General features: G+C 40.8%; 23 protein-coding genes (1 of these 23 cut by a window edge). 8 read left to right on the top strand and 15 right to left on the bottom strand.

Features of this window, described 5'->3' with window-relative positions:
- The 14 genes from FXV78_RS06255 to dnaA all read right to left on the bottom strand — a co-directional run.
- Positions 1-743, bottom strand: the 5' portion of a protein-coding gene (locus tag FXV78_RS06255) for a MetQ/NlpA family ABC transporter substrate-binding protein (protein ID WP_004841248.1). The gene continues 94 nt to the left of window position 1, outside the view; 743 of the gene's 837 nt are visible here — the first part of the coding sequence; it begins with the start codon at positions 741-743; its stop codon lies beyond the left edge, outside the window.
- A gap of 37 nt (positions 744-780) precedes the next feature.
- Positions 781-1440 carry a methionine ABC transporter permease gene (locus FXV78_RS06250; RefSeq protein WP_039959428.1) on the bottom strand — a complete coding sequence of 220 codons (660 nt, stop codon included), beginning with the start codon at positions 1438-1440 and terminating at the stop codon, positions 781-783.
- Positions 1430-2470, bottom strand: coding sequence for a methionine ABC transporter ATP-binding protein (locus tag FXV78_RS06245; protein WP_004841252.1), 1041 nt, complete (start codon positions 2468-2470; stop codon positions 1430-1432). Before FXV78_RS06245 ends, FXV78_RS06250 begins: the two co-directional genes overlap by 11 nt.
- A 139-nt stretch (positions 2471-2609) precedes the next feature.
- Positions 2610-3527: a LysR family transcriptional regulator gene (locus tag FXV78_RS06240; RefSeq protein ID WP_004841253.1), complete on the bottom strand. Its 918-nt coding sequence runs from the start codon at positions 3525-3527 to the stop codon at positions 2610-2612.
- Positions 3524-4255 carry a lysophospholipid acyltransferase family protein gene (locus FXV78_RS06235; RefSeq protein WP_004841255.1) on the bottom strand — a complete coding sequence of 244 codons (732 nt, stop codon included), beginning with the start codon at positions 4253-4255 and terminating at the stop codon, positions 3524-3526. Before FXV78_RS06235 ends, FXV78_RS06240 begins: the two co-directional genes overlap by 4 nt.
- 17 nt (positions 4256-4272) lie before the next feature.
- Positions 4273-4833, bottom strand: coding sequence for a Fe-S-containing hydro-lyase (locus FXV78_RS06230; RefSeq protein ID WP_004841256.1), 561 nt, complete (start codon positions 4831-4833; stop codon positions 4273-4275).
- A 24-nt stretch (positions 4834-4857) separates the two neighbouring features.
- The gene (locus tag FXV78_RS06225) at positions 4858-5703 is read right to left on the bottom strand and encodes a fumarate hydratase (protein ID WP_004841258.1); all 846 of its coding nucleotides are present in this window, start codon (positions 5701-5703) and stop codon (positions 4858-4860) included.
- 153 nt (positions 5704-5856) lie between these two features.
- The gene (locus tag FXV78_RS06220; protein ID WP_004841260.1) at positions 5857-6864 is read right to left on the bottom strand and encodes a hypothetical protein; all 1008 of its coding nucleotides are present in this window, start codon (positions 6862-6864) and stop codon (positions 5857-5859) included.
- Positions 6865-7077: 213 nt separating this feature from the next.
- Entirely contained in the window at positions 7078-9591 is a 2514-nt protein-coding gene (gene gyrA, locus FXV78_RS06215) for a DNA gyrase subunit A (RefSeq protein WP_004841261.1), read from the bottom strand.
- Between the two features lie 35 nt (positions 9592-9626).
- The gene (gyrB, locus tag FXV78_RS06210; RefSeq protein ID WP_004841262.1) at positions 9627-11564 is read right to left on the bottom strand and encodes a DNA topoisomerase (ATP-hydrolyzing) subunit B; all 1938 of its coding nucleotides are present in this window, start codon (positions 11562-11564) and stop codon (positions 9627-9629) included.
- A gap of 11 nt (positions 11565-11575) precedes the next feature.
- Complete coding sequence (recF, locus tag FXV78_RS06205) at positions 11576-12661, bottom strand: DNA replication/repair protein RecF (RefSeq protein WP_004841263.1); 1086 nt, start codon at positions 12659-12661, stop codon at positions 11576-11578.
- A gap of 41 nt (positions 12662-12702) precedes the next feature.
- A complete protein-coding gene (locus tag FXV78_RS06200) occupies positions 12703-12918 on the bottom strand; it encodes an RNA-binding S4 domain-containing protein (RefSeq protein WP_004841265.1) in 216 nt (71 codons plus the stop codon).
- A gap of 14 nt (positions 12919-12932) precedes the next feature.
- A complete protein-coding gene (gene dnaN, locus FXV78_RS06195) occupies positions 12933-14042 on the bottom strand; it encodes a DNA polymerase III subunit beta (RefSeq protein ID WP_004841267.1) in 1110 nt (369 codons plus the stop codon).
- 373 nt (positions 14043-14415) lie between these two features.
- A complete protein-coding gene (gene dnaA / locus FXV78_RS06190) occupies positions 14416-15786 on the bottom strand; it encodes a chromosomal replication initiator protein DnaA (protein WP_004841269.1) in 1371 nt (456 codons plus the stop codon).
- Between the two features lie 756 nt (positions 15787-16542).
- On the opposite strand from dnaA, the gene rpmH reads away from it, so the two are divergent.
- The 8 genes from rpmH (at position 16543) to rsmG (ending at position 23531) form a co-directional block, all read left to right on the top strand.
- Entirely contained in the window at positions 16543-16677 is a 135-nt protein-coding gene (gene rpmH / locus FXV78_RS06185; RefSeq protein WP_004841272.1) for a 50S ribosomal protein L34, read from the top strand.
- 78 nt (positions 16678-16755) lie between these two features.
- On the top strand, positions 16756-17091 hold the full coding sequence (rnpA, locus tag FXV78_RS06180; RefSeq protein ID WP_004841274.1) for a ribonuclease P protein component: 336 nt from the start codon (positions 16756-16758) through the stop codon (positions 17089-17091).
- A 20-nt stretch (positions 17092-17111) separates the two neighbouring features.
- A complete protein-coding gene (gene yidD / locus FXV78_RS06175) occupies positions 17112-17324 on the top strand; it encodes a membrane protein insertion efficiency factor YidD (protein WP_024853645.1) in 213 nt (70 codons plus the stop codon).
- Positions 17325-17336: 12 nt separating this feature from the next.
- Positions 17337-18635, top strand: a complete 1299-nt coding sequence (locus FXV78_RS06170) for a YidC/Oxa1 family membrane protein insertase (protein WP_004841278.1) — start codon at positions 17337-17339, stop codon at positions 18633-18635.
- Positions 18636-18661: 26 nt separating this feature from the next.
- On the top strand, positions 18662-19447 hold the full coding sequence (gene jag, locus FXV78_RS06165) for an RNA-binding cell elongation regulator Jag/EloR (RefSeq protein ID WP_004841279.1): 786 nt from the start codon (positions 18662-18664) through the stop codon (positions 19445-19447).
- Positions 19448-19551: 104 nt separating this feature from the next.
- The gene (gene mnmE / locus FXV78_RS06160) at positions 19552-20928 is read left to right on the top strand and encodes a tRNA uridine-5-carboxymethylaminomethyl(34) synthesis GTPase MnmE (protein WP_004841281.1); all 1377 of its coding nucleotides are present in this window, start codon (positions 19552-19554) and stop codon (positions 20926-20928) included.
- The gene (mnmG, locus tag FXV78_RS06155) at positions 20894-22801 is read left to right on the top strand and encodes a tRNA uridine-5-carboxymethylaminomethyl(34) synthesis enzyme MnmG (RefSeq protein ID WP_004841282.1); all 1908 of its coding nucleotides are present in this window, start codon (positions 20894-20896) and stop codon (positions 22799-22801) included. Before mnmE ends, mnmG begins: the two co-directional genes overlap by 35 nt.
- Before the next feature lie 16 nt (positions 22802-22817).
- On the top strand, positions 22818-23531 hold the full coding sequence (rsmG, locus tag FXV78_RS06150) for a 16S rRNA (guanine(527)-N(7))-methyltransferase RsmG (RefSeq protein WP_004841284.1): 714 nt from the start codon (positions 22818-22820) through the stop codon (positions 23529-23531).
- 150 nt (positions 23532-23681) lie between these two features.
- Here the strand turns inward: rsmG and FXV78_RS06145 are convergent, their stop codons facing one another.
- The gene (locus FXV78_RS06145; protein ID WP_039959416.1) at positions 23682-24665 is read right to left on the bottom strand and encodes an alpha/beta fold hydrolase; all 984 of its coding nucleotides are present in this window, start codon (positions 24663-24665) and stop codon (positions 23682-23684) included.
- Between the last annotated feature and the right edge of the window lie 399 nt (positions 24666-25064).

The following is a 25064-nucleotide window of genomic DNA, read 5'->3' as shown; positions in this document are numbered from 1 at the left end:
TCCTCTTTTTCATTTCCCTCTTTTACTGCAATAATGTTTACATATGTTTTTGCAGCCTCAGAATCTGATTTTTCATATGCAAGCGCATCTTTGGCTACAGAATATCCTGCTTCCAGCGCATAGTTTCCATTTAGTACTACATATGCAGTTTCTCCGGTCACTCTTGCTACCTGTGCAGCTTCCAGTTCTACAATTTCTACATTATATGGATTTTCTTCAATATCATTTACTGTTGCATTGAGTCCTGCCCCGTCTTTTAATGTGATAATTCCATTGTCCTGTAAGAGAAGCAATGCTCTGGCTTCATTTGTCGTATCATTTGGCACTGCGATTTTATCACCTTCGGAAATTTCATCCAGACTCTTTTTTGTTCCTGGATAAATTCCAAATGGCTCATAATGGATATCTCCTGCATCTACCAGATGAGTTCCTTTTTCCTCGTTGAAACTTTCCAGATATGGCACATGCTGGAAATAGTTTGCATCAAATTCTCCGCTCTCTACAACTTCATTTGGCTGCACATAGTCATCAAACACTGTCACTTCCAGCTGATATCCTTCTTTTTTCAGAATCGATTTTGCCTGTTCCAATATTTCAGCGTGTGGAGTTGCAGATGCTGCTACTTTAATCGTCTTTGCATCTTCACTGCTGCCTTTCTCCTCTGCTTTTGAATTACTTTGGCATCCTGTCAGTACTCCTAATGTTAAGATCCCTGTTAATATAATTGCTGTTACCTTTTTCATATTCTCTCTCCTTTTCCCTTTTGTTTTTGCTGTTTTTCTATTTTCTTTTATCCAGTACAGATGCAGCTTTCATTCCCGCCGACTGGAAAATCTGAACCAGTATCACAAGCAGAACAACTGTCACGATCATGATTTCAGACTGATATCGATAATATCCATAACGGATGGCGATATCTCCCAGTCCACCGCCGCCTACAGTTCCTGCCATAGCTGAGTATCCGAGGATCGTTCCTATTGCAATTGTCGCTCCTGTGATCAGAGATGTTCTTGCTTCTACGAGAAGAACCCTGGTGATAATCGTGAAATTTCCTGCTCCCATTGCTTTTGCAGCCTCAATCACTCCCTCATCCACTTCTTTAGCCGAAGATTCCACCATTCTTGCAATAAACGGCACTGCTGCCACCACCAGTGGAACAATGGTTGCTGATGATCCGTAGCTTTGCCCCACGAGCAATCTCGTGAGCGGTATCACAAGGATTAAAAGAATCAGAAACGGGATGCTTCTCACAATGTTTGAAATAAGATCTAATATCTTATATAACACTGCATTCGGTTTCAAACCGTCTTTATCTGATACTGCCAGGCAGATTCCCATTGGGAGACCAAAGACATATCCCAGAATCGTAGATGCCAGTGTCATATATAAAGTTTCTTTTATTCCATTTAAAATCATTAAGATCACGTCTTCACTCCACATCATCCGTCACCTCCTCCAGTTCAATGCCACATGTTTTTAAATAGTTCTGCATTTCCTCTGCCTGTCTGCTGTCTCCTGCAAACTCCAGAATCATTTCGCCTTTTGCAACACCTCCGATATTTCTTGTGTCTGCCCGCAGAATGTTGACCGGTTCCCGGAACTTTAAGATCATATTAGCGATCACTGGCTGGAACGCCGAATTTTCTGAAAATACAATTCGTACTTTTCTGCCGCTCTGAATCAGATCTTTTGTATTGCCGGAAGATTCTGCTCTGCTGATATCATCTCCTTCATCTTTTCGGATTAATTCTCTTGCCACATCTGATTTTGGATGACTGAATATCTCGGACACACTTCCTGTCTCCACAATTTCTCCTGATTTCATGATCGCTACATGAGAACAGATTTTTCTGACCACAGACATCTGATGGGTAATGATCACGATCGTAATATTAAATTTCCGGTTGATTTCCTGTAACAATTCCAGAATCGATGCTGTTGTCTGTGGATCCAAAGCGCTTGTAGCTTCATCACATAACAAGATTTTAGGCGATGTTGCAAGTGCTCTTGCAATTGCAACTCTCTGTTTTTGACCACCTGATAATTGAGAAGGAAATGCATTTGCTTTTTCCTTCAATCCTACGATTTCCAGAAGTTCTTCCGCTTTTTCTCTTGCTTCCTTTTTCTTTTTGCCCTGGATATACATCGGAAAACACACATTTTCCAGTACTGATTTCTGCATCAGAAGATTAAAATGCTGAAAGATCATTCCAATCTGTTCTCTTTGCTTTCTCAGTTCTTTCTCTTTCAGCCCGCCCAATGCACGTCCTTTTATCAATACATTTCCGGATGTAGGCTGCTCCAGAAAGTTCATACATCGTACCAATGTACTTTTTCCTGCTCCTGACATTCCGATAATTCCGTAAATTTCTCCTGATCTTATTGTCAGGCTTACATTTTTTAACGCCTGAACAGTTCCTTCTTTGGAAGAATATGTTTTGGACACATTTTCAATTTTAATTTCCGCCATTGCTTTTTCCTTCCATTTTTTATTCGTTTTCCCTTATTCTGTTTGGGATGTATTTAACTATATCATTTTAGTTGGAAATGTGTTAATTCTAAAAAAATACAGCCAGTAATAGTTTTTTCCTATTACTGGCTGTGATATTTTAATTGATATCCAACGTTTTGTCTTTATATTTTGATATTTCTTCCAGATATTTTTTCCCGAGTGGACTGATTGCAACTCCGCTTCTGACCAAGTATCCAATGGTCATCACTTCATCTGATTTCAGCTTTACTGCACAATACTCTTCCCCGTTAAGTTCCTCGCAGATGATACCGGAACATAAGGTATATCCATTCAATCCTACCATAAAATTCAGAATCGTCGCCCGATCATCTACCTTGATCAGCTGCTTATATTCAAATGTACTCAGCACTTCTTCTGCAAAATAAAAGGAATTGTACGTCCCTTGTTCAAAAGACAGACAAGGGTATTCATTTAGCTCTTCCAGTTCAATTTCTTTCCGATTTGCCCAGGGATGTCCTTTCCACATATACACATAAATACTGCACTTAAGAAGTTCATGAAATTCAAGATTACACTCATGGAATAATTTTGTCAGTACTTTCCGGTTAAACTCATTGACATACAGAATCCCGATCTCACTTTTGAAATTCTTAACGTCCTGAATCACGTCATATGTTTTTGTTTCATGAACAGCAAACTCGTATTCTTCCATGCCGAACTGTCTCACCATCTCTACAAAGGCATTTACTGCAAATGTATAGTGCTGCATTGATACGCTGAATTTCTTTTTTTGATTTTCTTTTTCCACGTATTTGGATTCGATCAGCTGGTACTGCTCCACAACCTGCCTGGCATACCCGATAAATTCCTCGCCCTCCGGCGTAACAGACACGCCTCTGTTGGTTCTTCGAAACAGATCAATCCCGATTTCTGTCTCCAGTTCTTTGATTGCTGAGGATAAGCTCGGCTGGGAAATAAACAGTCTTCTCGCCGCTTCATTCATAGATCTGGCATGTGCAACAGTGATCGCATATTTTAACTGTGTTAATGTCATTGTATTTCAGCCCTTTCCGGACAATTTTCATCAATTATTTTCTGGATACGGTCATGTACGATCTCTGCAATCTCCGTAGTTTTCATATTTTTGTATTCTTCATAATACAGCGGTTCTAAAAAGTGTACCTGTACCGTAACCTGACTGATTGTTTTCGTATCGAATGGTTTAAAAGAATCAATCAATGCAACCGGAACAATCGGACATTTTGCTTTGGTTGCAGCTTTAAAGCTTCCGCCTTTGAAGGAGCCGATCTGATTTCCATTTTTAGAACGGGTTCCCTCGGCAAAAATCAGATAGTTCTTTCCATTTTGAACTTCCTTTGATACATCAATGATCACCTGCATAGACTGCCTGATATCTTCCCGGTCTATCATATATGCATGCATACAGGAAAAGACCTGCTTTAAAAACGGAACATCCTTTACTTCTTTTTTGGCTACTACAGAAAACGGATATGGACATGCGTCTAATATAGCCAGCACATCATACATTCCCTGATGGTTCGGAAAAAACATAAATCCGTTCTCTTTTGGAAGATTTTCTGCACCATGTTCTTCTATTTTTACATTTCCGCCTTTGTTGGCACGAAAAACAATCCACTTTAAAAACTTAACATGTTCTTCCAGTGTATAGTTTTCCGGGTGTGCCGCTCTGTGACACAATTTGATCCACATGTACGGAACCAGTAAGATATTCCGAAACACCATTAATAAAATACGTTTCATTTTTTCTGCTCCTGAAATTACTCATTTTTATAGGTGCAATACTCTTTGATTGCACTTTCATATAAATTATTGCCCTCACTGTCTATGACAACGATTACCGGAAAGTTTTCTACCTGAAGCTTTCGAATTGCTTCTGTCCCCAGATCATCATATGCAACAACTTCTGATTTTGTGATACATTTTGACAGCAACGCTCCTGCGCCTCCTACTGCCGCAAAATAGACTGCACCATTTCTGATTACAGCATCAATCACATCCTGTGTTCTTTTTCCTTTTCCGATCATCGCACCCATCCCAAGATCCAGAAGCTGTGGTGTATATTTATCCATGCGGCTGGCCGTTGTCGGACCTGCAGAACCGATAGGACGTCCTTCCCTTGCCGGAGACGGTCCCATATAATAGATAATCTGATCCTGGATATCAATCGGAAGATTTTCCTGATTCTGCAGTGTTTCATACATTCTTTTATGCGCAGCATCCCGCGCTGTATAAATAGTTCCTGTAATATATACATAATCTCCTGATTTCAGAGTTTTTAATTCTTCTTTTGAAATCGGAGCCTGCAAATGTCTTTCCATAATGCTTTCCTTTCTGTTTTTCTTTTAAAGTTCACGAACGACATGTCTGTTTACATGACAGCAGATATTGATTCCTACCGGAAGCCCTGCAATATGTGTCGGATATGTATTGATATTAACTGCAAGCGCAGTAGTTGTTCCTCCAAGCCCGCCGGGTCCGATTCCAAGGCTATTGATTTTCACAAGCATCTCCTCTTCCATGTCTTTTACATATGGAATGTCAGAATGTACCCCCACTTCTCTTGTCAGAGCTTCTTTTGCCATCAGCGCACATTTTTCAAAGGTTCCCCCGATTCCTACTCCAACTACCATCGGAGGACAGGCATTCGGACCGGCGTCCCTGACTGCCGTCAGAATCGCATGTTTTACTCCCTCAATACCTTCTGCCGGCTTCAACATAAATACACGGCTCATATTTTCGCTTCCAAATCCTTTTGGTGCTACTTTTATCTTCACCTTATCTCCTGCAACGATTTTGGTATGGAGCACTGCCGGTGTATTATCTTTTGTATTTTCACGGATTAATGGATCTTTTACCACAGATTTTCTTAAAAAACCTTCTGTGTACCCCTGTCTGACCCCTTCATTGACTGCCTCTTCCAGAAGGCCACCCTCCAGATGCACATCCTGCCCGATTTCCAGAAATATAACTGCCATTCCGGTATCCTGACAGATTGGAATCATATCATCAGCCGCAATTTTTAAATTTTCCTGCAGCTGTCCCAATATCTGTTTTCCAAGCGGTGATTTTTCGTCCTGCTCCGCCTGTTTCATTGCTGTGTCCATATCTTTTGACAGATAGTGGTTTGCTTCAATACACATTTCTTTGATATTTTTTGAGATTTCTCTCACATCAATTGTACGAATCATAATGCCTCCTAGAATTTTTTACAATCATCAGGTTTCTGTTTTCACTATCCAGTATTATAGTATAGTTCCTTCAAAATTGAAACAAAAAAAGAGAGCCGGATGCTCTCTTTTGAGGTTCCGGCTCTCTTTCGGGAAGGGGGTGATACAATCCAGTTATCCTATTTTTCTTGATTTTCGATAAATGATCGCTCCTACAATAATGTTGAGTGAGATCAGCAGTCCAATCACCCATTTTGCATAGTCGTTATCAAAATCACCAGTCTTGACTGCTGGAACCAGGGCTTTACATACTACACATCTTCCATCACGATATATGTGTCCTGTTACTGCAATCGTCACCTTCTCCAGTGTTGTTTCGTTCTTTCCATCTTTATCCAGATATAATTTTTCACAAGTATCACACCGGTAGTATGCTCTATTTCCGGCTTCTGTACATGTTGCCTGCTTTTCTGGAACCCGGATCAGACTATGTTTGTGCGGTTCTACATAATCCGGATCTTTTGCCTGGCAAATGGTACAGATACCGTCTTTATACTGATGTCCCGTCGGAGGAAGCGTAATCTCTTCTACCGTTGTCTCCTCTGTTCCCGCCTTGTCGAGATACAGCTTTTTGCAGGACTGACACTGATAGCAGGCTTTATATCCGGCTTCTGTACATGTCGGTAGTTTTTCCTGAACCACCAACATATCGTGCTGATGCTTTTCTGACTGTCTTGCCGTGAACGAGAATGTTACAATCCGATACCACCCATTCTCTGATTCTTCGACCTTTGGTGTTCCCTGTACTTCATTTCCAGGAAGCACAGTAATCAGCTCCGGCGCTGCGAATTGATATCCTTCTTTTGCTTCATATGTTACATGAAGCTCATACTCACCTTCCTCAAATTTATCTGTTGACAGTAACGTGTTTTCTCCGTTCTTCGTCGTCCATTCAACCATATTGATAAAATAGTGTGCACCGGCAGGAACCTCTAATTCATATGACGGCATTTCTCCGATGACCGGCCAGGTTATATGATTTGTATTGATGATCGTAATCTCTTGTCTTCCCTCAGCCGGATTTTCATCACTTGTTTCCGCCGCCTCTGCAACTGAAAAAATCATAACTGCAAACATACAAACTGCTAAAGGTAGTGCCAGCCAACTCTTTGCCTTTTTCATAATCTCACGCTCCTCTCCCTGATTTCATTTTAATCATTGGTTTTCTGGTTTCCTTTGTGTGCACTTTATTTTGTTGTATGGTTCTTTTTTCTTTATTATACTATAATTTACTGTTTTTATCTATATTTTCTTTATATTCTTTATTTTTTTATATTTTATCTGATTATTCGTTTTAAAAAAAACCTCCGCATATCATGCGAAGGCTCTTTCTCTTTATTCTTCTATTGGAACGTCTGTCTCTTCCTCATCCTCAGAAATTTCGATTTCTTCTCCATCGATCTCTGCAGATGCTTTTCTTACTTTTGCGATACTTGCAACTTTTTCATTCTCAGGCAGATTGATCAGTTTTACACCGGATGTGATTCGTCCGTATACAGAAATGTCGGAACACTTCATACGGATCACGATTCCTTCCGTATTGATCATCATGATCTCGCTGTCTTCATCGACCGCCTTCATACCAACCACATCGCCTGTTTTTTCCGTGATCTTATAGCATTTTACACCTTTTCCTCCACGGTTCTGTCTTGTAAATTCATCCATATCTGTCAGTTTGCCCATACCTTTTTCAGATGCAATGAGCAGATATTTTCCTTGATCGCTGATCTGCATTCCGATTACTTCATCATGATCTCCAAGGTTCATGCCACGCACTCCCATAGAAACACGGCCTGTCGGACGCACATCCTTCTCACTAAACCGGATACACATACCGTATTTTGTAACCAGGATCACATCCTGTTCATCATCTGTAATCTTCACTTCGATCAGTTTATCATCTTCTCTGAGAACGATCGCAGCCAGTCCGGTCTTTCTGACATTTGCATAATCTTTAATCGGAGTCTTTTTCACAAGACCTTTTTCTGTTGCCATCAACAGATACTGTCCATCCTCGTACTCCCGGATTGGAATCATTGCTGTGATCTTCTCATCCGGCATCAACTGCAGCAGATTGATGATTGCAGTACCGCGCGCAGTTCTGCTTGCTTCCGGAATCTCATAGCCTTTCAGACGGTACACACGTCCTGTATTTGTAAAGAACATGATATAGTGATGTGTTGTCGTAATAAACAGTTCCTTGATATAGTCATCATCCAGGATCTGCATTCCTTTGATTCCTTTTCCGCCTCGGTTCTGACTCTTGAATGTATCCATGGACATTCTCTTAATGTATCCCATTTTTGTCATGGTGATCACCACATTTTCTCTTGGGATCAGATCTTCCATGGAAATATCAAACTCATCAAATCCGATGGATGTTCTTCTCTCATCTCCATATTTTTCGGAAATGACAAGAATCTCCTTTTTGATCACACCAAGAAGCAGTTTTCTGTCCGCAAGAATCGCTTTTAATTCCCCGATCTTCTTCATCAGTTCTTCGTACTCTGCTTCCAGCTTCTCACGCTCCAGACCTGTCAGTGCACGCAGACGCATATCTACGATCGCACTTGCCTGTACTTCTGTCAGGTCAAATCTGGCCATCAACTCTTCCTTCGCAGTCTGAACATTCTTAGATCCGCGGATAATCCGGATTACCTCATCAATGTTATCCAGTGCAATCAGTAATCCCTGTAAAATATGAGCACGCTCTTCTGCTCTGTTCAGCTCATACTGTGTTCTTCTCGTCACAACCTCTTCCTGGTGCTTCAGATAATGCTTCAGCATATCCAGGATATTCATGACTTTTGGCTCATTGTTGACTAAAGCCAGCATGATCACACCGAAGGTATCCTGCAGCTGTGTATGTTTATAAAGCTGGTTTAAAATTACATTCGGATTGACATCTCTTCTCAATTCGATACAGATGCGCATTCCCTCACGGCTGGACTGATCGCTTAAATCGGTGATCCCATCTACCTTTTTATCACGTACCAACTCTGCGATCTTCTCGATCAGTCGGGCTTTATTTACCATGTATGGCAGCTCCGTTACGATAATCCTGTTCTTACCGTTTGCCATTGGTTCAATATTGGTAATCGCACGCACACGGATCTTACCGCGTCCTGTGCGGTATGCTTCTTCAATTCCTCTTGTTCCGAGAATCTCTGCTCCGGTTGGAAAATCCGGTCCTTTGACGATCTTTAAAATATCATCAATACTTGTCTCTCCGTTTTCATCGATCTGGTCGTCAATGATCTTCACGACCGCGCCAATGATTTCACGCAGGTTATGCGGCGGAATGTTCGTTGCCATTCCGACTGCAATACCGGATGTTCCGTTTACCAGAAGATTCGGGAATCTGGCCGGAAGAACTGTCGGTTCTTTCTCTGTCTCGTCAAAGTTCGGTGCAAAATCTACGGTATTTTTATTGATGTCAGCAGTCATCTCCATGGAAATCTTGCTCAGACGTGCCTCTGTATATCGCATGGCAGCAGCGCCATCACCGTCTACAGACCCAAAGTTCCCGTGTCCGTCAACCAGAGGATATCTCGTAGACCATTCCTGTGCCAGATTTACCAGTGCTCCATAAATAGAGCTGTCGCCATGAGGATGATATTTACCCATTGTATCACCAACAATACGCGCACATTTACGATGCGGCTTGTCAGGTCCATTATTCAGCTCGATCATTGAATACAGGATTCTTCTCTGTACCGGCTTTAATCCGTCTCTGACATCCGGCAGGGCACGGGATGCGATAACGCTCATCGCATAGTCGATATAGGAAGTCTCCATTGTCTTTTTCAGGTCAACTTCATGGACTTTATCAAAAATATTATCTTCCATGTTCCTTCTCCTTGTTTTTTAAGTGTATTGCAATTCTATATATCCAGATTTTTAACAAATCTGGCATTTTCTTCAATGAACTCTCGTCTTGGTTCTACCTTGTCTCCCATCAGTGTAGTAAATGTCAGATCCAGTTCGGAAGATGTCTCGTCATCCATAGTCACCCTCAAAAGTACACGATGCTCCGGATCCATTGTTGTCTCCCAGAGCTGATCCGCATCCATTTCACCAAGACCTTTATAACGCTGAATCTTATTATTGCTGTCACGTCCTACTTCTGTAAGAATCTCATTTAATTCCTCATCACTGTATGCATACCAGACTTTTTTATTTTTTTCCAGCTTATACAGCGGCGGCTGTGCCAGATACACATAGCCTTCTCTGATCAGATCCGGCATAAAACGATATAAAAATGTCAGAAGCAGGGTGCTGATATGCGCACCATCCACATCGGCATCAGTCATGATAATAATCTTATGATACCGCAGCTTGGAAATATCAAAATCCTCATGAATTCCTGTTCCAAACGCCGTGATCATAGCCTTGATCTCCGCATTGGCGTAAATCTTATCCAGCCTTGCTTTTTCTACATTCAGGATTTTTCCTCTCAGTGGAAGGATCGCCTGTGTCGCACGCTGTCTCGCTGTCTTTGCAGAACCACCCGCTGAATCTCCCTCGACGATGTAGATCTCACAGTTTTCCGGATTTTTGTCTGAACAATCCGCCAGTTTTCCAGGCAGGGACATCCCCTCCAGAGCTGATTTTCTTCTGGTCAGATCTCTGGCCTTTCTTGCTGCTTCTCTTGCTCTTTGTGCCATCAGAGATTTCTCTACTGTCTGTTTTGCGACAGACGGATTCTGCTCCAGGAAAATCTCAAGCTGAGTGCTGACAATGTTGTCCACTGCTCCACGCGCTTCACTGTTTCCGAGCTTCTGCTTGGTCTGACCCTCAAACTGCGGCTCTCCGATCTTAACACTGACAATCGCTGTCAGACCTTCACGAATGTCATCACCTGACAGATTCGGCTCATTGTCCTTGAGCAGTTTATTCTTTCTGGCATACTCATTAAAGGTCTTCGTCAATGCCTTTCTGAATCCCTCAATATGAGTTCCCCCTTCCGGAGTTGTAATATTGTTTACAAATCCATACGTATTGTCACTGTAGGAGTCGTTATGCTGCATGGCCATCTCGACAACTACTCCGTCTTTTTCGCCTTCACAATAAATGATCTGGTCATACAAAGGTGTCTTGCTTTTGTTCAGATAAGTGACAAACTCTTTGATTCCACCCTCGTAATGAAATGTATGCTCTCTGATTTCTTCTTCACGAAGATCCTGCAGAATAATCTTCAGCCCTTTTGTGAGAAATGCCATCTCACGCAGTCTCTGCTTTAATACATCGTATTCAAATACAGTCTCTTCAAAGATCTCGCCATCCGGAAGAAATGTAACTTTTGTTCCGGTTTTATCCGGATCACATTCACCGACTACTTTTAACGAATACATCGTCTTTCCGCGTTCATATCGCTGTTTGTAAATTTTTCCTTCGTTGTAGATCTCAACTTCAAGCCATACAGAGAGTGCGTTTACAACGGACGCACCTACTCCGTGCAGACCTCCGGATACTTTGTATCCTCCTCCGCCGAATTTTCCGCCGGCGTGAAGAATCGTAAATACAACCTCTACCGCAGGAATCCCTGCCTTGTGGTTTAATCCAACCGGGATTCCTCGTCCGTTGTCAACGACCGTCACAGAATTGTCCGGATTGATACTCACATTAATCGTATCACAATATCCAGCCAATGCCTCATCTACCGCATTGTCTACAATCTCATATACCAGATGATGAAGTCCTCTTGCAGAAGTGCTTCCAATATACATTCCCGGTCTTTTTCTTACTGCTTCCAGTCCCTCTAATATTTGGATCTGGTCTGCTCCATATTCTGCATCAAATTCAGTACCTGTTGCACCCATTTAAAAACCTCCTAGTTTTCTTTTGTCACACTTCCGCTGCTTACACGGAAAATTTTATTTATAGAAAATCGATGATTCACAAACTCATCCAGCCCAGTACATGTAATCACGGTCTGTATATCATGAATACTGTCTAATAAATAGTTTTGCCTGTGCTTGTCCAGTTCAGACAATACATCGTCCAATAATAAAATCGGTGTATCTTTGATCACTTCTTTCACCAGTTCGATCTCAGACAGCTTTAACGACAGTGCTGCTGTCCTCTGCTGCCCCTGTGAGCCGAATTTGCGAATATCCAGATCACCTGATAAAAAGCACAAATCATCCCTGTGCGGACCGACAGAAGTGCTTTTCATCCGAATGTCTCTCTCCCGGTTTTTTTTCAAAGCCTGCTCCAGAGAAAGACTTCCAAGACTGCTCTCATAAGACAGTTCAATCCGCTCTCTCCCGCCTGTCAGCCTGTAATGTATGTCGGCAATGATCTGATTGACCTGCCTGATAAATTGTTTTCGGCTCTCGATCACTTTTGTCCCATACTCAGCAAGCTGCATATCCCAGATATCCAGCGTATCCATTAAGTGATCCTGATGATAAAGCTCTTTTAACAGAGAATTTCTCTGATTGATGATTCGATTATAATTTGATAAATTGCTCAGATATACTTTGTCGATCTGAGATAACTCCAGATCGATAAATCTTCTTCTGCCGGCAGGTCCGTCTTTGATAATATTGAGGTCCTCCGGAGAAAAAAAGACAAAATGTACAATTCCAAACAACTCACTTGCTTTTCGAATTGGAATTTTATTGATTGCGATTCCTTTTGGACTGTTCTTTTTGAGATGCATATCAATCTGGAATTCCATCCCCTTTTTCTCTACGATTGTCTCCAGATGTGATTCCTCTCTGCCGAACTGTATCAAATCTCTGTCTTTTGTCCCTCTGTGGGATTTTGTCGTACCCGACAAATACAATGCCTCAAGGATATTGGTCTTTCCCAGGGCATTGTCTCCATACAGGATATTTGTCTTTGAATCAAATGTCATATCCAGTAATTCATAATTCCTGTAATTTTTGAGCTTTAAAGATTTGATAACCATAATTTCTCCATCAATATGTAACTATTTTACACGTTTTTTCGTTATTTTTCAATTTTTATTTCCTGTCCGTCAAATGAAGCAGTATCTCCCGGATATAATTTTCTGCCTCTTCTTGTGTCAACCTCTCCGTTTACCGTGACCATTCCATCCTGAATAACTTCCTTGGCTTCGACTCCTGATTCTACCAGTCCTGCTGCCTTTAATGCCTGACCAAGCTTAATAAACTCATCTGTTTCTCTTAATTTAATTGTTTCCATATGCACTCTACTTTCTACGCAACTGCGTTAAAATTTACCGGAAGGATCAGATAAATATAGCTCTGATTCTCATCTTTGATGAAACACGGAGCTTTCGCGTTCATAAAATACAGATCCACTTCCTCATCGTCAATGACACGAAGAGCATCAATCAGGAATTTCGGGTTAAATCCAATGAGCAAGTCTTTTCCTTCTTTGGTAATAAAAATAGTTTCATCCATAGAACCGATCTGGGATTTGATCTTTAATTCCATCGTTCCGTCTTTGATATCGATAATGATCGGTTTTTTGTCTCCCTCTTTGATAAGCAGGGTGGCACGGTCAATACAGTCTAGAAGTTCTTTTTTATGGATTCTGACTTTTGTTTCATAGTCACTGGATAACATCTGATCGATTTTAAAATATTCTCCTTCGATCAAACGAGATACAACAACTGTTTTGTCAAATTCAAATACGATATGATTCTTTGTGAAAGAAATATCAACCAGTGCTTCCGCCTCTCCACCAATGATCTTGCTGATTTCCTGAAGCGTTTTTCCAGGGACAATGACCTTCTTCTGAGCGTAATTTTCTTTTAATTCTATCTTACGAATTGAGATTCTGTGACCATCTAGTGAGACAACTTTCAGTATGTTGCCTTCAATTTCAAACAATTCACCCGTCATCATCTTATTTGTATCATTATCTGCGATGGAGAAAATTGTCTGACGAATCACTTCTTTTAATGTGAATTCTGAGACAGTAATGTAATCTTCTTTCTCTATTACAGGAAGGTATGAAAAATCTTCTCCGGACTGTGCTGCAATATTGAATTTTGCTTTTTCACAGGTGATCAGAGTCTGATTGTCAGATGTTGTTTCGATTACAACATCACTGTCCGGAAGCTTTCTTACAATTTCCGAAAAAATCTTAGCATTTAATGCGATGATACCTCTTTCTAAAATATCACCTTCAATTCGGGTTTCAATTCCAAGTTCCATATCATTTGCTGTCAACTTAATAACATCTGTCGATGCGTCAACTAAAATACATTCTAAGATAGGCATTGTTGTTTTAGAAGGAACAGCTTTAGAAACAATACTGACTCCTTTTACAAGATTGGATTTCGTACATACGATTCTCATCTGTTGATAATCTCCTTTCGAATTTGTGAAATATGATTTGTGGTGGAAAACTTTCAGCAGTCGAATCTTATAAAGAGAAATATAAAAGTTTTCCGCCTTAGCCGCCGTAGGGGGTGTGGATATGTTGATAAATGCTTCAAAGCCTTATAAATCAAGGGGTTGTCCACTTTCATAAGTCTGTAGAAACAGTATGGAAAACAAGGGGACGGTGTTTGTATAACTTTTACTGCCTCCTTGAGAAATTATTTTATTAACACTATAATCCACAGCATTTCCACAGAATTATCCACACTTAAACGGAAAGAATCTGAGGGTCAAAAAACCCTCAGAAAATAAACGTTTAGATTCATAATAGTTCTGTATAAACTCCAAATTAAATGGGGTTCAGTTTCTTCTTAATGATGTTAACGGTATTGTTCAAAGCCTCATCCGTCTTTACATCATGTTCAATCTTCTTGACACCATGGCTGACGGAGGCATGATCTTTGCCGCCAAGAATCAGACCGATGGTCTTTAACGGGGTATCGGTCATTTTACGGCAGAGATACATAACAATCTGACGAGGCAGAACAATCTCAGCGTTTCGTTTTTTACCTTTTAACTCGGCAGCAGGTACATTAAAGTGGTCAGAAACGACCTCGATAATGAGCTCAGGTGTAATTTCCCGTGTATTATTCGGAGAAATCATATCTTTTAAGGCTTCTGCAGCCAGAGGAATATCGATCGGCTTGTTCTCCAGGTTGGCAAGCGCGATGAGTTTGTTCAAAGAGCCTTCCAGTTCACGGATGTTGGATGTAATATTATTGGCAATATACTGCATGACCTCATCCGGAATGTGGTATCTCTCCAGTCCGTCCAGTTCTTCTTTTTTCCGGAGAATGGCCATTCTGGTCTCATAGTCCGGAGAGGAGATGTCCGCGATCAGTCCCCATTCAAACCGGGTACGCAGACGTGCCTCCAGAGTCTCGATATCTTTTGGAGGTTTATCACTGGAGATGATGATCTGCTTTCCGGAAACATGAAGATGGTTGAATGTATGGAAAAATTCTTCCTGTGTACTTTCTTTTCCGATGATAAACTGGATATCGTCAATGAGCAGAACATCATTATTTCTGTATTTTTCACGGAATGTCGTCATCGCAAGTTCATTTCCGTTTTTACCTATTTTCAAAGCATCGATTAGTTCATTCGTAAAAGTCTCACTGGTTACATAGAGGACTTTTTTCGTCGGATCCTTTTCCAGAATAAAATGAGCAATGGAGTGCATCAGGTGGGTTTTTCCAAGTCCTACACCTCCGTAGAGGAAGAGAGGATTGTAAATCTCACCCGGAGAATCCGCAACAGCAAGGGATGCAGCATGAGCAAAATTGTTATTGCTTCCTACAACAAAAGTATCAAATGTGTATTTTGGATTCAGGTTGGCCTGTTCGAAAATCGCATTTGACTGCTGTTTTTTTACTGCCGTATCTTTTTTTTCCTGGATGACAACATGATCGTCAGTCACGAAAGAGACTTCATATTCGTATCCTGTGACTTCTGCAATACATACTTTAAAAGGAAGCAGGTATTTTTCTTCAATGTGCTCCAGGCTGGCACGTAATTTTACAAGAATATAGACGGTGTCATCGGTTACTTCGTAAACGGTAAGTGGTGCGATCCACGTATTGTACGAAATATTGGATGAGCAATATTCTAGTTTCATCTTATTCAAAATCTGCTCCCAGTTTTCTTCTACAATGTTCATCAATGGTAAACTCCTAATTAATATAAAATGAGAGATAAGCAGAGTATCTCAACTACATTCTACATCAAAATGAAAATAGAAGCAATGTAAAAATAACAGGAAACAATTTGATAGGTGGAAAACTTTGTTGATAATGTGGAAAACTTTTTAAACACTATCAACGCCGATAAAAAGGGAAACTTAAAGAGAAATAAAAATTTTTCTACAGGCTATCTACACAATATCCAGTGGTTTTCTACACTGTTTTGCTGGTTTATCCACAAATTTGGATAAAGTTATCCACAAAATGTGAATAACTGTGGATAAATCCTCTTACTGTGGGTAAGAAAAATGTAGATAATGTGGAAACTCGAAATTTGGTGAAAATCAGGGAAATTTGTAAATGAAACAAAAAAGTGAAAATCTCAGGAAATATAAGGCGTTTGAGAATATGGGAAAAGAAATGAGCGAAGAAACAGAAATGTAGATAATTCTGTGGAAAAGATTTGGATAACTAAAAAAATAAAAGGAACAGGTGTGAAAAAAAGCGGTAATAAAAAAATTTCTAAAAAAATATGTGAAAAACTATATTTTAGTATTTTCGCTGCTAATGCTTGACTTTATGGGCTTTTTTGCATATAATTAAGAGCAGTGTCTTTCTGTTTATCAGCAGTAGTACTATATAAACACTATATATAGTAGAGATACGAAAAAAAGAGGCAAATATTGTAAATACTTTATAATAAGTATATCAACCACAAGGAGGTGTATGTACCAATGAAAATGACATTTCAGCCAAAGAAAAGATCCAGAGCAAAAGTTCACGGATTCAGAGCAAGAATGAGCACACCAGGCGGAAGAAAAGTTTTAGCTGCCAGAAGAGCAAAAGGAAGAAAACAGTTATCAGCTTAGGCCGCATATATGTGGCCTTTTCTTCTATAAAAAAGTGCAGTATTTCCAGGGGAAAGAGCTGCTAAAAAGAGGTTATCGATGAAATTTTCCGAATCTTTAAAGAAAAATAAAGATTTTCAAGTCGTATATAAAAATGGGAAATCCTATGCCAACCGATATCTGGTACTGTATATCAGAGAAAATGGGATGGACAAAAATCGTTTGGGGATTTCAGTCAGTAAAAAAGTAGGAAACAGCGTTGTGAGACATCATCTTACAAGGCTTATTCGAGAGAGCTATCGACTTCAAGAAGAACATTTCCAATGTGGATTTGACTTAGTAGTGATTGCAAGAGCAGGCGCAAAAGAGAGAAGTTATCATGATATAGAAAGCGCGCTCATCCACCTGGGAAAACTTCATAATATATATGCATGATTTCAAAGGAAGTGACGCAGATGAAGAAGATTTTGATAGGGATGATACGGTTTTATCAGAAGTATTTATCCGGTTTGAAGACGACGTATCACTGTATTTATACGCCGACCTGCTCCCAGTATGGGATTGAGGCAATTGAAAAATACGGTGCAGTTAAGGGACTTGCCCTGACCGTCTGGAGGATTCTGCGGTGCAATCCATTTGCAAAAGGCGGATATGATCCGGTACCTTAAGGAGGATAAAAGATGGAATTTGGTTTAATCGCTGCGACAGCGGCAGACTGGCCGATTGTCGGACAGATTGCATGGGTGTTTGGTAAGCTCATGGATGCAATCTATAATTTTCTGAATTTATTTGGAATTCAGAATATCGGAATATGTATTATTCTGTTTACAATTATTATTTATACATTGATGATCCCGCTGACGATCAAACAGCAGAAATTTTCAAAAATGCAGTCTGTGATGATGCCGGAAATTCAAAAACTGCAGAAAAAATATGCAGGAAAAAGAGATCAGGCATCCATGCTCAAGATGCAGGAAGAGCAGCAGCTGATCTACGAAAAATACGGAAGTTCTCCGACAGGCGGATGTCTGCCGATGGTGATCCAGCTTCCGATTTTGTTCGCATTGTATCCTGTTATTCAGGAAGTACCGAGATATGTAAATGGTATTAAAGAGATTTATATGCCGGTTGTTAATCAGATCATGGCGACAGACGGATACCAGAAGATTCTGGAAAAGATCGGAAATGCAGCTCCGGTGTATATGCCTGCAAATGCATATGATTATACAGACCCGAATATTCTGGTGAGGGTGTTATATAAATTCCAGGACTCCACATGGAATACCCTGGTGGACAAGATGCCGTCTCTTGAGACAGTTGTAGATAAGACAACTGCAACGATGGGACATTTGAATACATTCCTTGGCATTAACATTGGTGAGCAGCCGCTGACAATGCTGATGGATGCTTTGAAGGATTTTTCAATTGTTGGAATCATTCTGGCAGTGATCATTCCGATCATGGCAGGTCTGACACAGTTTATCAGTGTAAAACTGATGCAACAGCAACAGACAACGACGATCGATCCGGACAATCCGATGGCAAGATCCATGAATTCTATGAACTATATTATGCCGTTGTTCTCTGTATTTATGGGATTTACACTGCCGGCAGGTCTTGGTCTGTACTGGGCGATCAGTGCGATCGTAAGATGTGTACAGCAGATGGCGATCAATAAATATCTGAGCAAGAAATCAGTAGAAGAGATGATCGAAGAGCAGCGCAAAAAAGCGGCGAAGAAACGTGAGAAAAAAGGTGCTCCGGCAAAAGAAATCAACCGGATGGCAACAAAGAGCACTCGAAATGTAACAGAACAGAAGACAAGTGTTTCCAGCAAAGAAAAAGAAGAAAAGATCCAGCAGGCAAAAGAGAATATCAAAAATGCCAAGCCGGGAAGTCTCGCATCAAAGGCAAATATGGTAAGCCGTTATAACAGTGGACAGAATGCCAAAGATAAAACGGAAGAGAGCGAGAAATAGAGAGTCGGGGAAAGGAAGGATTCACGATGGACGGTAGTATCAGAGTATCAGCAAAAACAGTGGATGATGCAATCACAGAGGCATTGATCCAGCTGGGAGTTACCAGTGACAGACTGGAATATGAAGTCATTGAAAAAGGCAGCTCAGGTTTTCTTGGAATCGGAATGAAGCAGGCAGTGATCGAAGCCCGCAGAAAACCGGAACCTGTGGCAGAAGTGAAAGAAGAGACAATACCGGTTGAAGAAGTAAAACCAAGTGTTGTAAAAGAGCAGGTATCAGAGCCTGTACAGGAAAAGCAGGAAGAAAAAGCAGAAGAGGAGCCGGCAAGAAAGAAAGCTACAGAGCTGGCAGAAGTTTCTGATGAAGCAATCAAAGCTGTGGAAGCTTTCCTGAATGACACCTTAAAAGCAATGGACATGGATGTGGAAATTGTTTCTGAAGTGGATTCTGAAGGTGCTCTCAGTGTTGAGATGAAGGGCAGCAATATGGGAATTCTGATCGGAAAAAGAGGGCAGACTCTGGATGCGCTTCAGTATCTTGCAAATCGTGTTGCCAATAAACATCAGGACGGATATGTGAGAGTTAAACTTGATACAGAAAACTACAGAGCAAGAAGAGAAGAGACGTTAAGACATCTTGCAAAGAACATTGCGTTCAAAGTGAAAAGAACGAGAAGAGCAGTTTCTCTGGAGCCAATGAATCCATATGAGAGAAGAATCATTCATGCTGCACTTCAGTCAGATCCGCATGTGACAACACACAGTGAGGGAGAAGAGCCTTACAGAAAAGTAGTTGTGACATTAAAAAGATAGTATAAAATGAAGCGAAAGAGGACGTTTTACGCTTCACGGAGGCTTTCGTGAAGCGTAACAACGTCCTTTTTTATCAGACAAATAGAATTTCCAAGAGGTGGAAGATGAAAAAGGATACGATTGCTGCCATTTCTACAGGTATGACCAATTCAGGAATTGGAATTGTTCGTATCAGCGGAGAGGAAGCATTTGCAATTATTGACAGAATTTATAAGGGAAAAGAACAGTTATCTCAGGCAGAGAGCCATACGATACACTATGGATTTATCAAAGATAGGGAAGAGACGATAGATGAAGTTCTGGTCAGTGTGATGAGAGCACCGAGAACTTTTACGGGAGAAGATACCGTGGAGATCAACTGCCATGGAGGAACATTTGTGGTGAGAAAGGTTCTGGAAACTGTGATCAAAAACGGGGCCAGACCGGCAGAACCGGGAGAATTTACCAAGCGCGCATTTTTGAATGGAAAGATGGATCTTTCCCAGGCAGAGGCGGTGATCGATGTAATCACATCTCAGAATGAGTATGCGCTGAAAAGCTCCATGAGTCAGCTCAAAGGAAGTGTAAAGCGAAAAATTGAAGAGATGCGCAAGGAGATCTTGTATCACACGGCATTTATTGAAACAGCGCTGGATGATCCGGAGCATATCAGTGTGGATGGATATGGAGAGACGCTGCAGACAGTGACAGAAGGGATTTTAAGAGAACTGGAGGATCTCATCCGGTCATCAGATGACGGCAGGATTTTAAAAGAGGGAATCCAGACCGTGATCGTCGGAAAACCGAATGCAGGAAAATCCTCTTTGTTGAATGTGCTTTCCGGAAGAGAGAGAGCCATTGTGACAGACATTGAAGGGACGACCAGAGACGTTTTGGAAGAACAGATCCATCTGCAGGGGCTTAGCCTGAATATCATTGATACGGCAGGAATCCGGGATACGGAAGATGTGATTGAAAAAATGGGTGTAGAAAAAGCAAAAGAGTATGCAAAGAGTGCTGATCTGGTTATCTATGTGGTGGATGCGTCACGGTCATTGGATGAAAACGACCAGAAAATCCTGAATCTGGTACTTGATAAAAAGGCGATTATCCTGTTAAATAAAACTGATCTGGAGACTGTCGTGTCGAAAGAGATGCTGGCAGAACAGCTTCTGGGACGAGAGATTCCGATGATCGAGATATCAGCAAAGGAAGAACTGGGAATCCAGGAGTTGGAAAAGACACTGGAAAAAATGTTTTTAAAGGGCAGTCTGTCCTTTAATGATGAAATATACATTACAAATATCAGACAGAAAGCAGCACTTCAGTCTGCGAGAGAAAGTCTGCATAAAGTGATTGAAAGTATTGAAAATGAGATGCCGGAGGATTTTTATTCCATCGATCTGATGGATGCATATGAATCACTCGGAAGTATTACAGGAGAAACGATAGGAGAAGATTTGGTCAATGAAATATTCAGCAAATTCTGTATGGGAAAATAAAGATGAATATGATGTGGTGATCGTAGGAGCAGGGCATGCCGGATGTGAAGCAGCGCTTGCGTGTGCGAGGATGGGATTTCAGACACTGATGTTTACAGTAAGTGTGGACAGTATTGCGCTGATGCCGTGTAATCCGAATATCGGGGGCAGTTCCAAAGGACACCTTGTCAAAGAAGTGGACGCGTTGGGCGGTGAGATGGGAAAGGTGATCGACCGGACTTTTATCCAGTCTAAGATGCTGAACAGTTCAAAAGGACCGGCTGTGCACTCTCTGCGTGCGCAGGCGGACAAGGCAAATTACAGTAAAACGATGCGAAAGGTGCTTGAGGATCAGGAGAATCTGGAAATCAAGCAGATGGAAGTGACAGAGATTCTTGCTGAGGATGGGGCTGACGGAAAAAAAATCATTACAGGAGTCAGAACTTATTCCGGTGCCACATATCGCTGCAGAGCGGTCGTATTGTGCACCGGAACCTATTTAAAGGCGAGATGTATTTACGGAGACGTCAGCATGCAGACCGGGCCAAACGGACTGCAGCCGGCAAATTATCTGACAGACAGTCTGAAAGAACTTGGAATCGAAATGTATCGGTTTAAGACAGGAACGCCGGCGCGTATTGACAAGAGAAGTATTGATTTCAGCAAAATGGAAGAGCAGAAAGGAGACGAGCGGATCGTACCGTTTTCCTTTACGACAGACCCTGAGGACATCCAGATCGATCAGGTTTCCTGCTGGCTGACTTATACGAATGAAAAGACCCATGAAATTATCAGAGAAAATCTGGACCGTTCTCCGTTGTTTTCAGGAATGATCGAGGGAACAGGACCGAGATATTGTCCGTCGATCGAGGACAAGGTGGTAAAATTTGCAGATAAGAACCGGCACCAGGTGTTTATTGAGCCGGAAGGACTGGACACCAACGAAATGTATGTGGGAGGGATGTCAAGCTCTCTTCCGGAAGATGTTCAGTATGCGATGTACCGCAGCGTGCCGGGGCTTGAACATGCGAAAATTGTAAGAAATGCGTATGCCATCGAATATGATTGTATTGATGCGAGACAGTTAAAGAGTACACTGGAGTTTAAAAATGTCGAAGGGCTGTTCAGCGGCGGGCAGTTTAACGGAAGCTCCGGGTATGAGGAGGCAGCAGCGCAGGGGCTTGTAGCGGGTATTAATGCGGCGAGAAAGCTGCAGGGCAAGGAAGGGATCATCATTGACCGTTCCGAGGGATATATCGGAGTTCTGATTGATGATCTGGTCACAAAAGAGAGTCATGAGCCGTATCGAATGATGACTTCCAGAGCAGAATACCGTCTGCTTTTAAGACAGGATAATGCAGATCTCAGACTGACAAAGATCGGATATGAAGTCGGGCTGATCGAGGAGGAGCGCTATCAGAACCTGCTGAAAAAAGAAGAGCAGATTCAAAAAGAGATCGAGCGTGTGGAAAGTGTGCATGTGGGAACGACCAAAGAAGTACAGGAGCTTCTGGAGTCCTGCGGAAGTACACCGCTTGTTTCAGGCGCGTCTCTGGCTGATCTGATCCGTCGTCCGGAGCTTAGCTATGAAATCCTTGCCTCAGTGGATAAAATGCGTCCAGAGCTTAAATACGACGTTGCAGAGCAGGTGAATATTAACATTAAGTATGAAGGTTATATCAAACGGCAGAAAAAGCAGGTAGAGCAGTTTAAAAAACTGGAGAAAAAGCGGATTCCTGCAGATATTAATTATGAAGAGGTACAGAGTCTGCGATTAGAGGCAAAGCAGAAATTGTCGCAGATCCGACCGGCATCCATCGGGCAGGCATCCCGGATATCCGGGGTATCTCCGGCAGATATTTCGGTTCTGCTGGTGTATCTGGAGAGCAGATGAGAGAACAGGAGAGTGTATGGAAAATAAATTTGAACAGCAATTAAGCCAGCTGGATATCCGGCTGACAGAACGCCAGAAAGAGCAGTTTCATCAGTATTATGAGCTTCTGGTGGAGTGGAATAAGGTGATGAACCTGACAGGGATCACCGAGTATGATGAAGTAAATGAGAAACATTTTGTGGACAGCCTTGCAATTGTAAAAACAGTGGATATGAATCAGGTAAATTCTGTGATTGACATCGGAACCGGCGCGGGATTTCCGGGACTGCCGTTAAAGATTGCCTTTCCTCATCTGAAAGTCGTATTGTTGGATTCTCTGAAAAAAAGAATTAATTTTTTAGATGCCGTAGTAGAAAAATTAGGGCTCGAAGATGTGGAAACGCTTCATGGAAGAGCAGAAGATTTTGCAAAGCAGACAGCATACAGAGAACAATTTGACCTGTGTGTGTCCCGTGCAGTGGCAAATCTGTCAACCTTGAGTGAATACTGCATCCCATATATACGAGTAGGCGGGATGTTCGTATCCTATAAATCAGGAACTGTTGAAGACGAATTGAAACAATCGGAAAAAGCAGTGTCTCTTCTTGGTGGAAAAATTGAGAAAACAGTAAAGTTTCAGCTGCCGGATACAGAGATTGGACGTTCTTTTGTGAAAATAAAAAAGATTTCTGAGACACGAAAAAAATACCCGAGAAAAGCAGGACTTCCAGCAAAAGAACCACTGTCATAAAATAAGAGAGAAATAAAAAAATTATTCTTTAAAAATCAAGAAGTAAACAAAAAGGATATAAAGTATTTTAATTGTACAACAATTTAAAAGTTTACATCCTTTTTTTACGTTATTCACAGTTTATCCACCAAAAAAGAAGAGTTATCCACATTATTTTGTGGATAACTCTTCTCCGTTGTTGATATCAAATAAAATTTCAACCTGTTCTAAAAACGTTTCAGGGTCTTCCAGATGTGGAAAACGTTTGGTATGATCAATTTCTTGAATTTCAATAGAAGGCATATAATTTTGATATTGGTTTGCAATTAGTGCATATTCTGGATTTGCATTCCCTACAATAATAAACACGCTGTTGTTAATTCGATTTAAAGAATACATCACATTTGCATTTGTAAAGCGAGATTTGATGCTGGAATACAGATATTTTCCGGCAGTATTGTCTGTATGTGCAGCTTCAAAAAAGGTCTTTACTGTATTTGTATCAATTTTCTTGAAATCATAGTATCCATTTAAGTGTAAATCTTTTTCGATGGTTCGTTTATTAAAGCGTAAATTGTAAAGAAATGTTCCTACAACAGGCATGTTAATACAATGCTGTTTTAACTTTGTACGCTTTGTCGGTATTTTTGAAAGTTCAATCAAATCACCAGGATTAATTAAAAGAACTTTGTCAATAATTGAGTGATCATTAGCACATGCCATTAAGACAAAAGAACCGGATTCCCCCATTGCGATAATATCAGTTTTTTCACCAATGATATGTTTAATAAAATCAGTGATTAACTGGACATAAAGATAATTTGTATAGGTCAAATAGGGTTTGTCCGAGCGTCCACAGCCTAATAAATCAATTGTGTATACAGTATTTGTTTTAGATAATTGATCTACAATCTGGTTCCATTCATAGGAAGAACTGCAGACGTTTAGATCATGGATCAAGAGAAGAGGAGATCCACTTCCTGTTTTGTGGTAGCAAATGCATCCAAAACGCCAGTCATAATATTCTGCATTTTTGTCAGACAGCATTTCATCTATTGTAGACATATAGTAAACGAAACGATTAACGATATGCATAGAAGCAACGGTTAATCCTGTCAGGATCGTACAAGTTTTCAAATTTTTCTTCCAGTTCAAAATGATACCCTCCTTTATAATTCCATTTATACTTTCTTATTATACTACAGGAGAGGTGTCAAATAAAGAAAATTTGAAAAATTCTGTGAGACAAACAGTAAACAGCCAATGTTTCACGTGAAACATTTTGGATTAATGAAAAATCTATCTGAAAAGTAGTTTTTATGATACAATGAGAAATAGTTTAAATTTAATAGAGGAGAGGAAAAGCTGAATTAGGTCTATGCGGGAAATGAAGAAGAAATTGTGCCGGAAACAAATATTTGGACAAACTTGGCACAAAAATAAATGGAACGGTAGATGTATGCTGAATCACAAAATGATTATAAGAATTATAGTCAAAAATGTTTCACGTGAAACATTTTAAAAAGTAGAGAGAAAGTATTGAATACGAAATAT

Source organism: Mediterraneibacter gnavus ATCC 29149 (genome assembly GCF_008121495.1).
GTDB classification, from domain to species: domain Bacteria; phylum Bacillota; class Clostridia; order Lachnospirales; family Lachnospiraceae; genus Mediterraneibacter; species Mediterraneibacter gnavus.
Note: the sequence above shows the minus strand (reverse complement) of the source record. Positions and strands in the feature narration are given on the sequence as shown.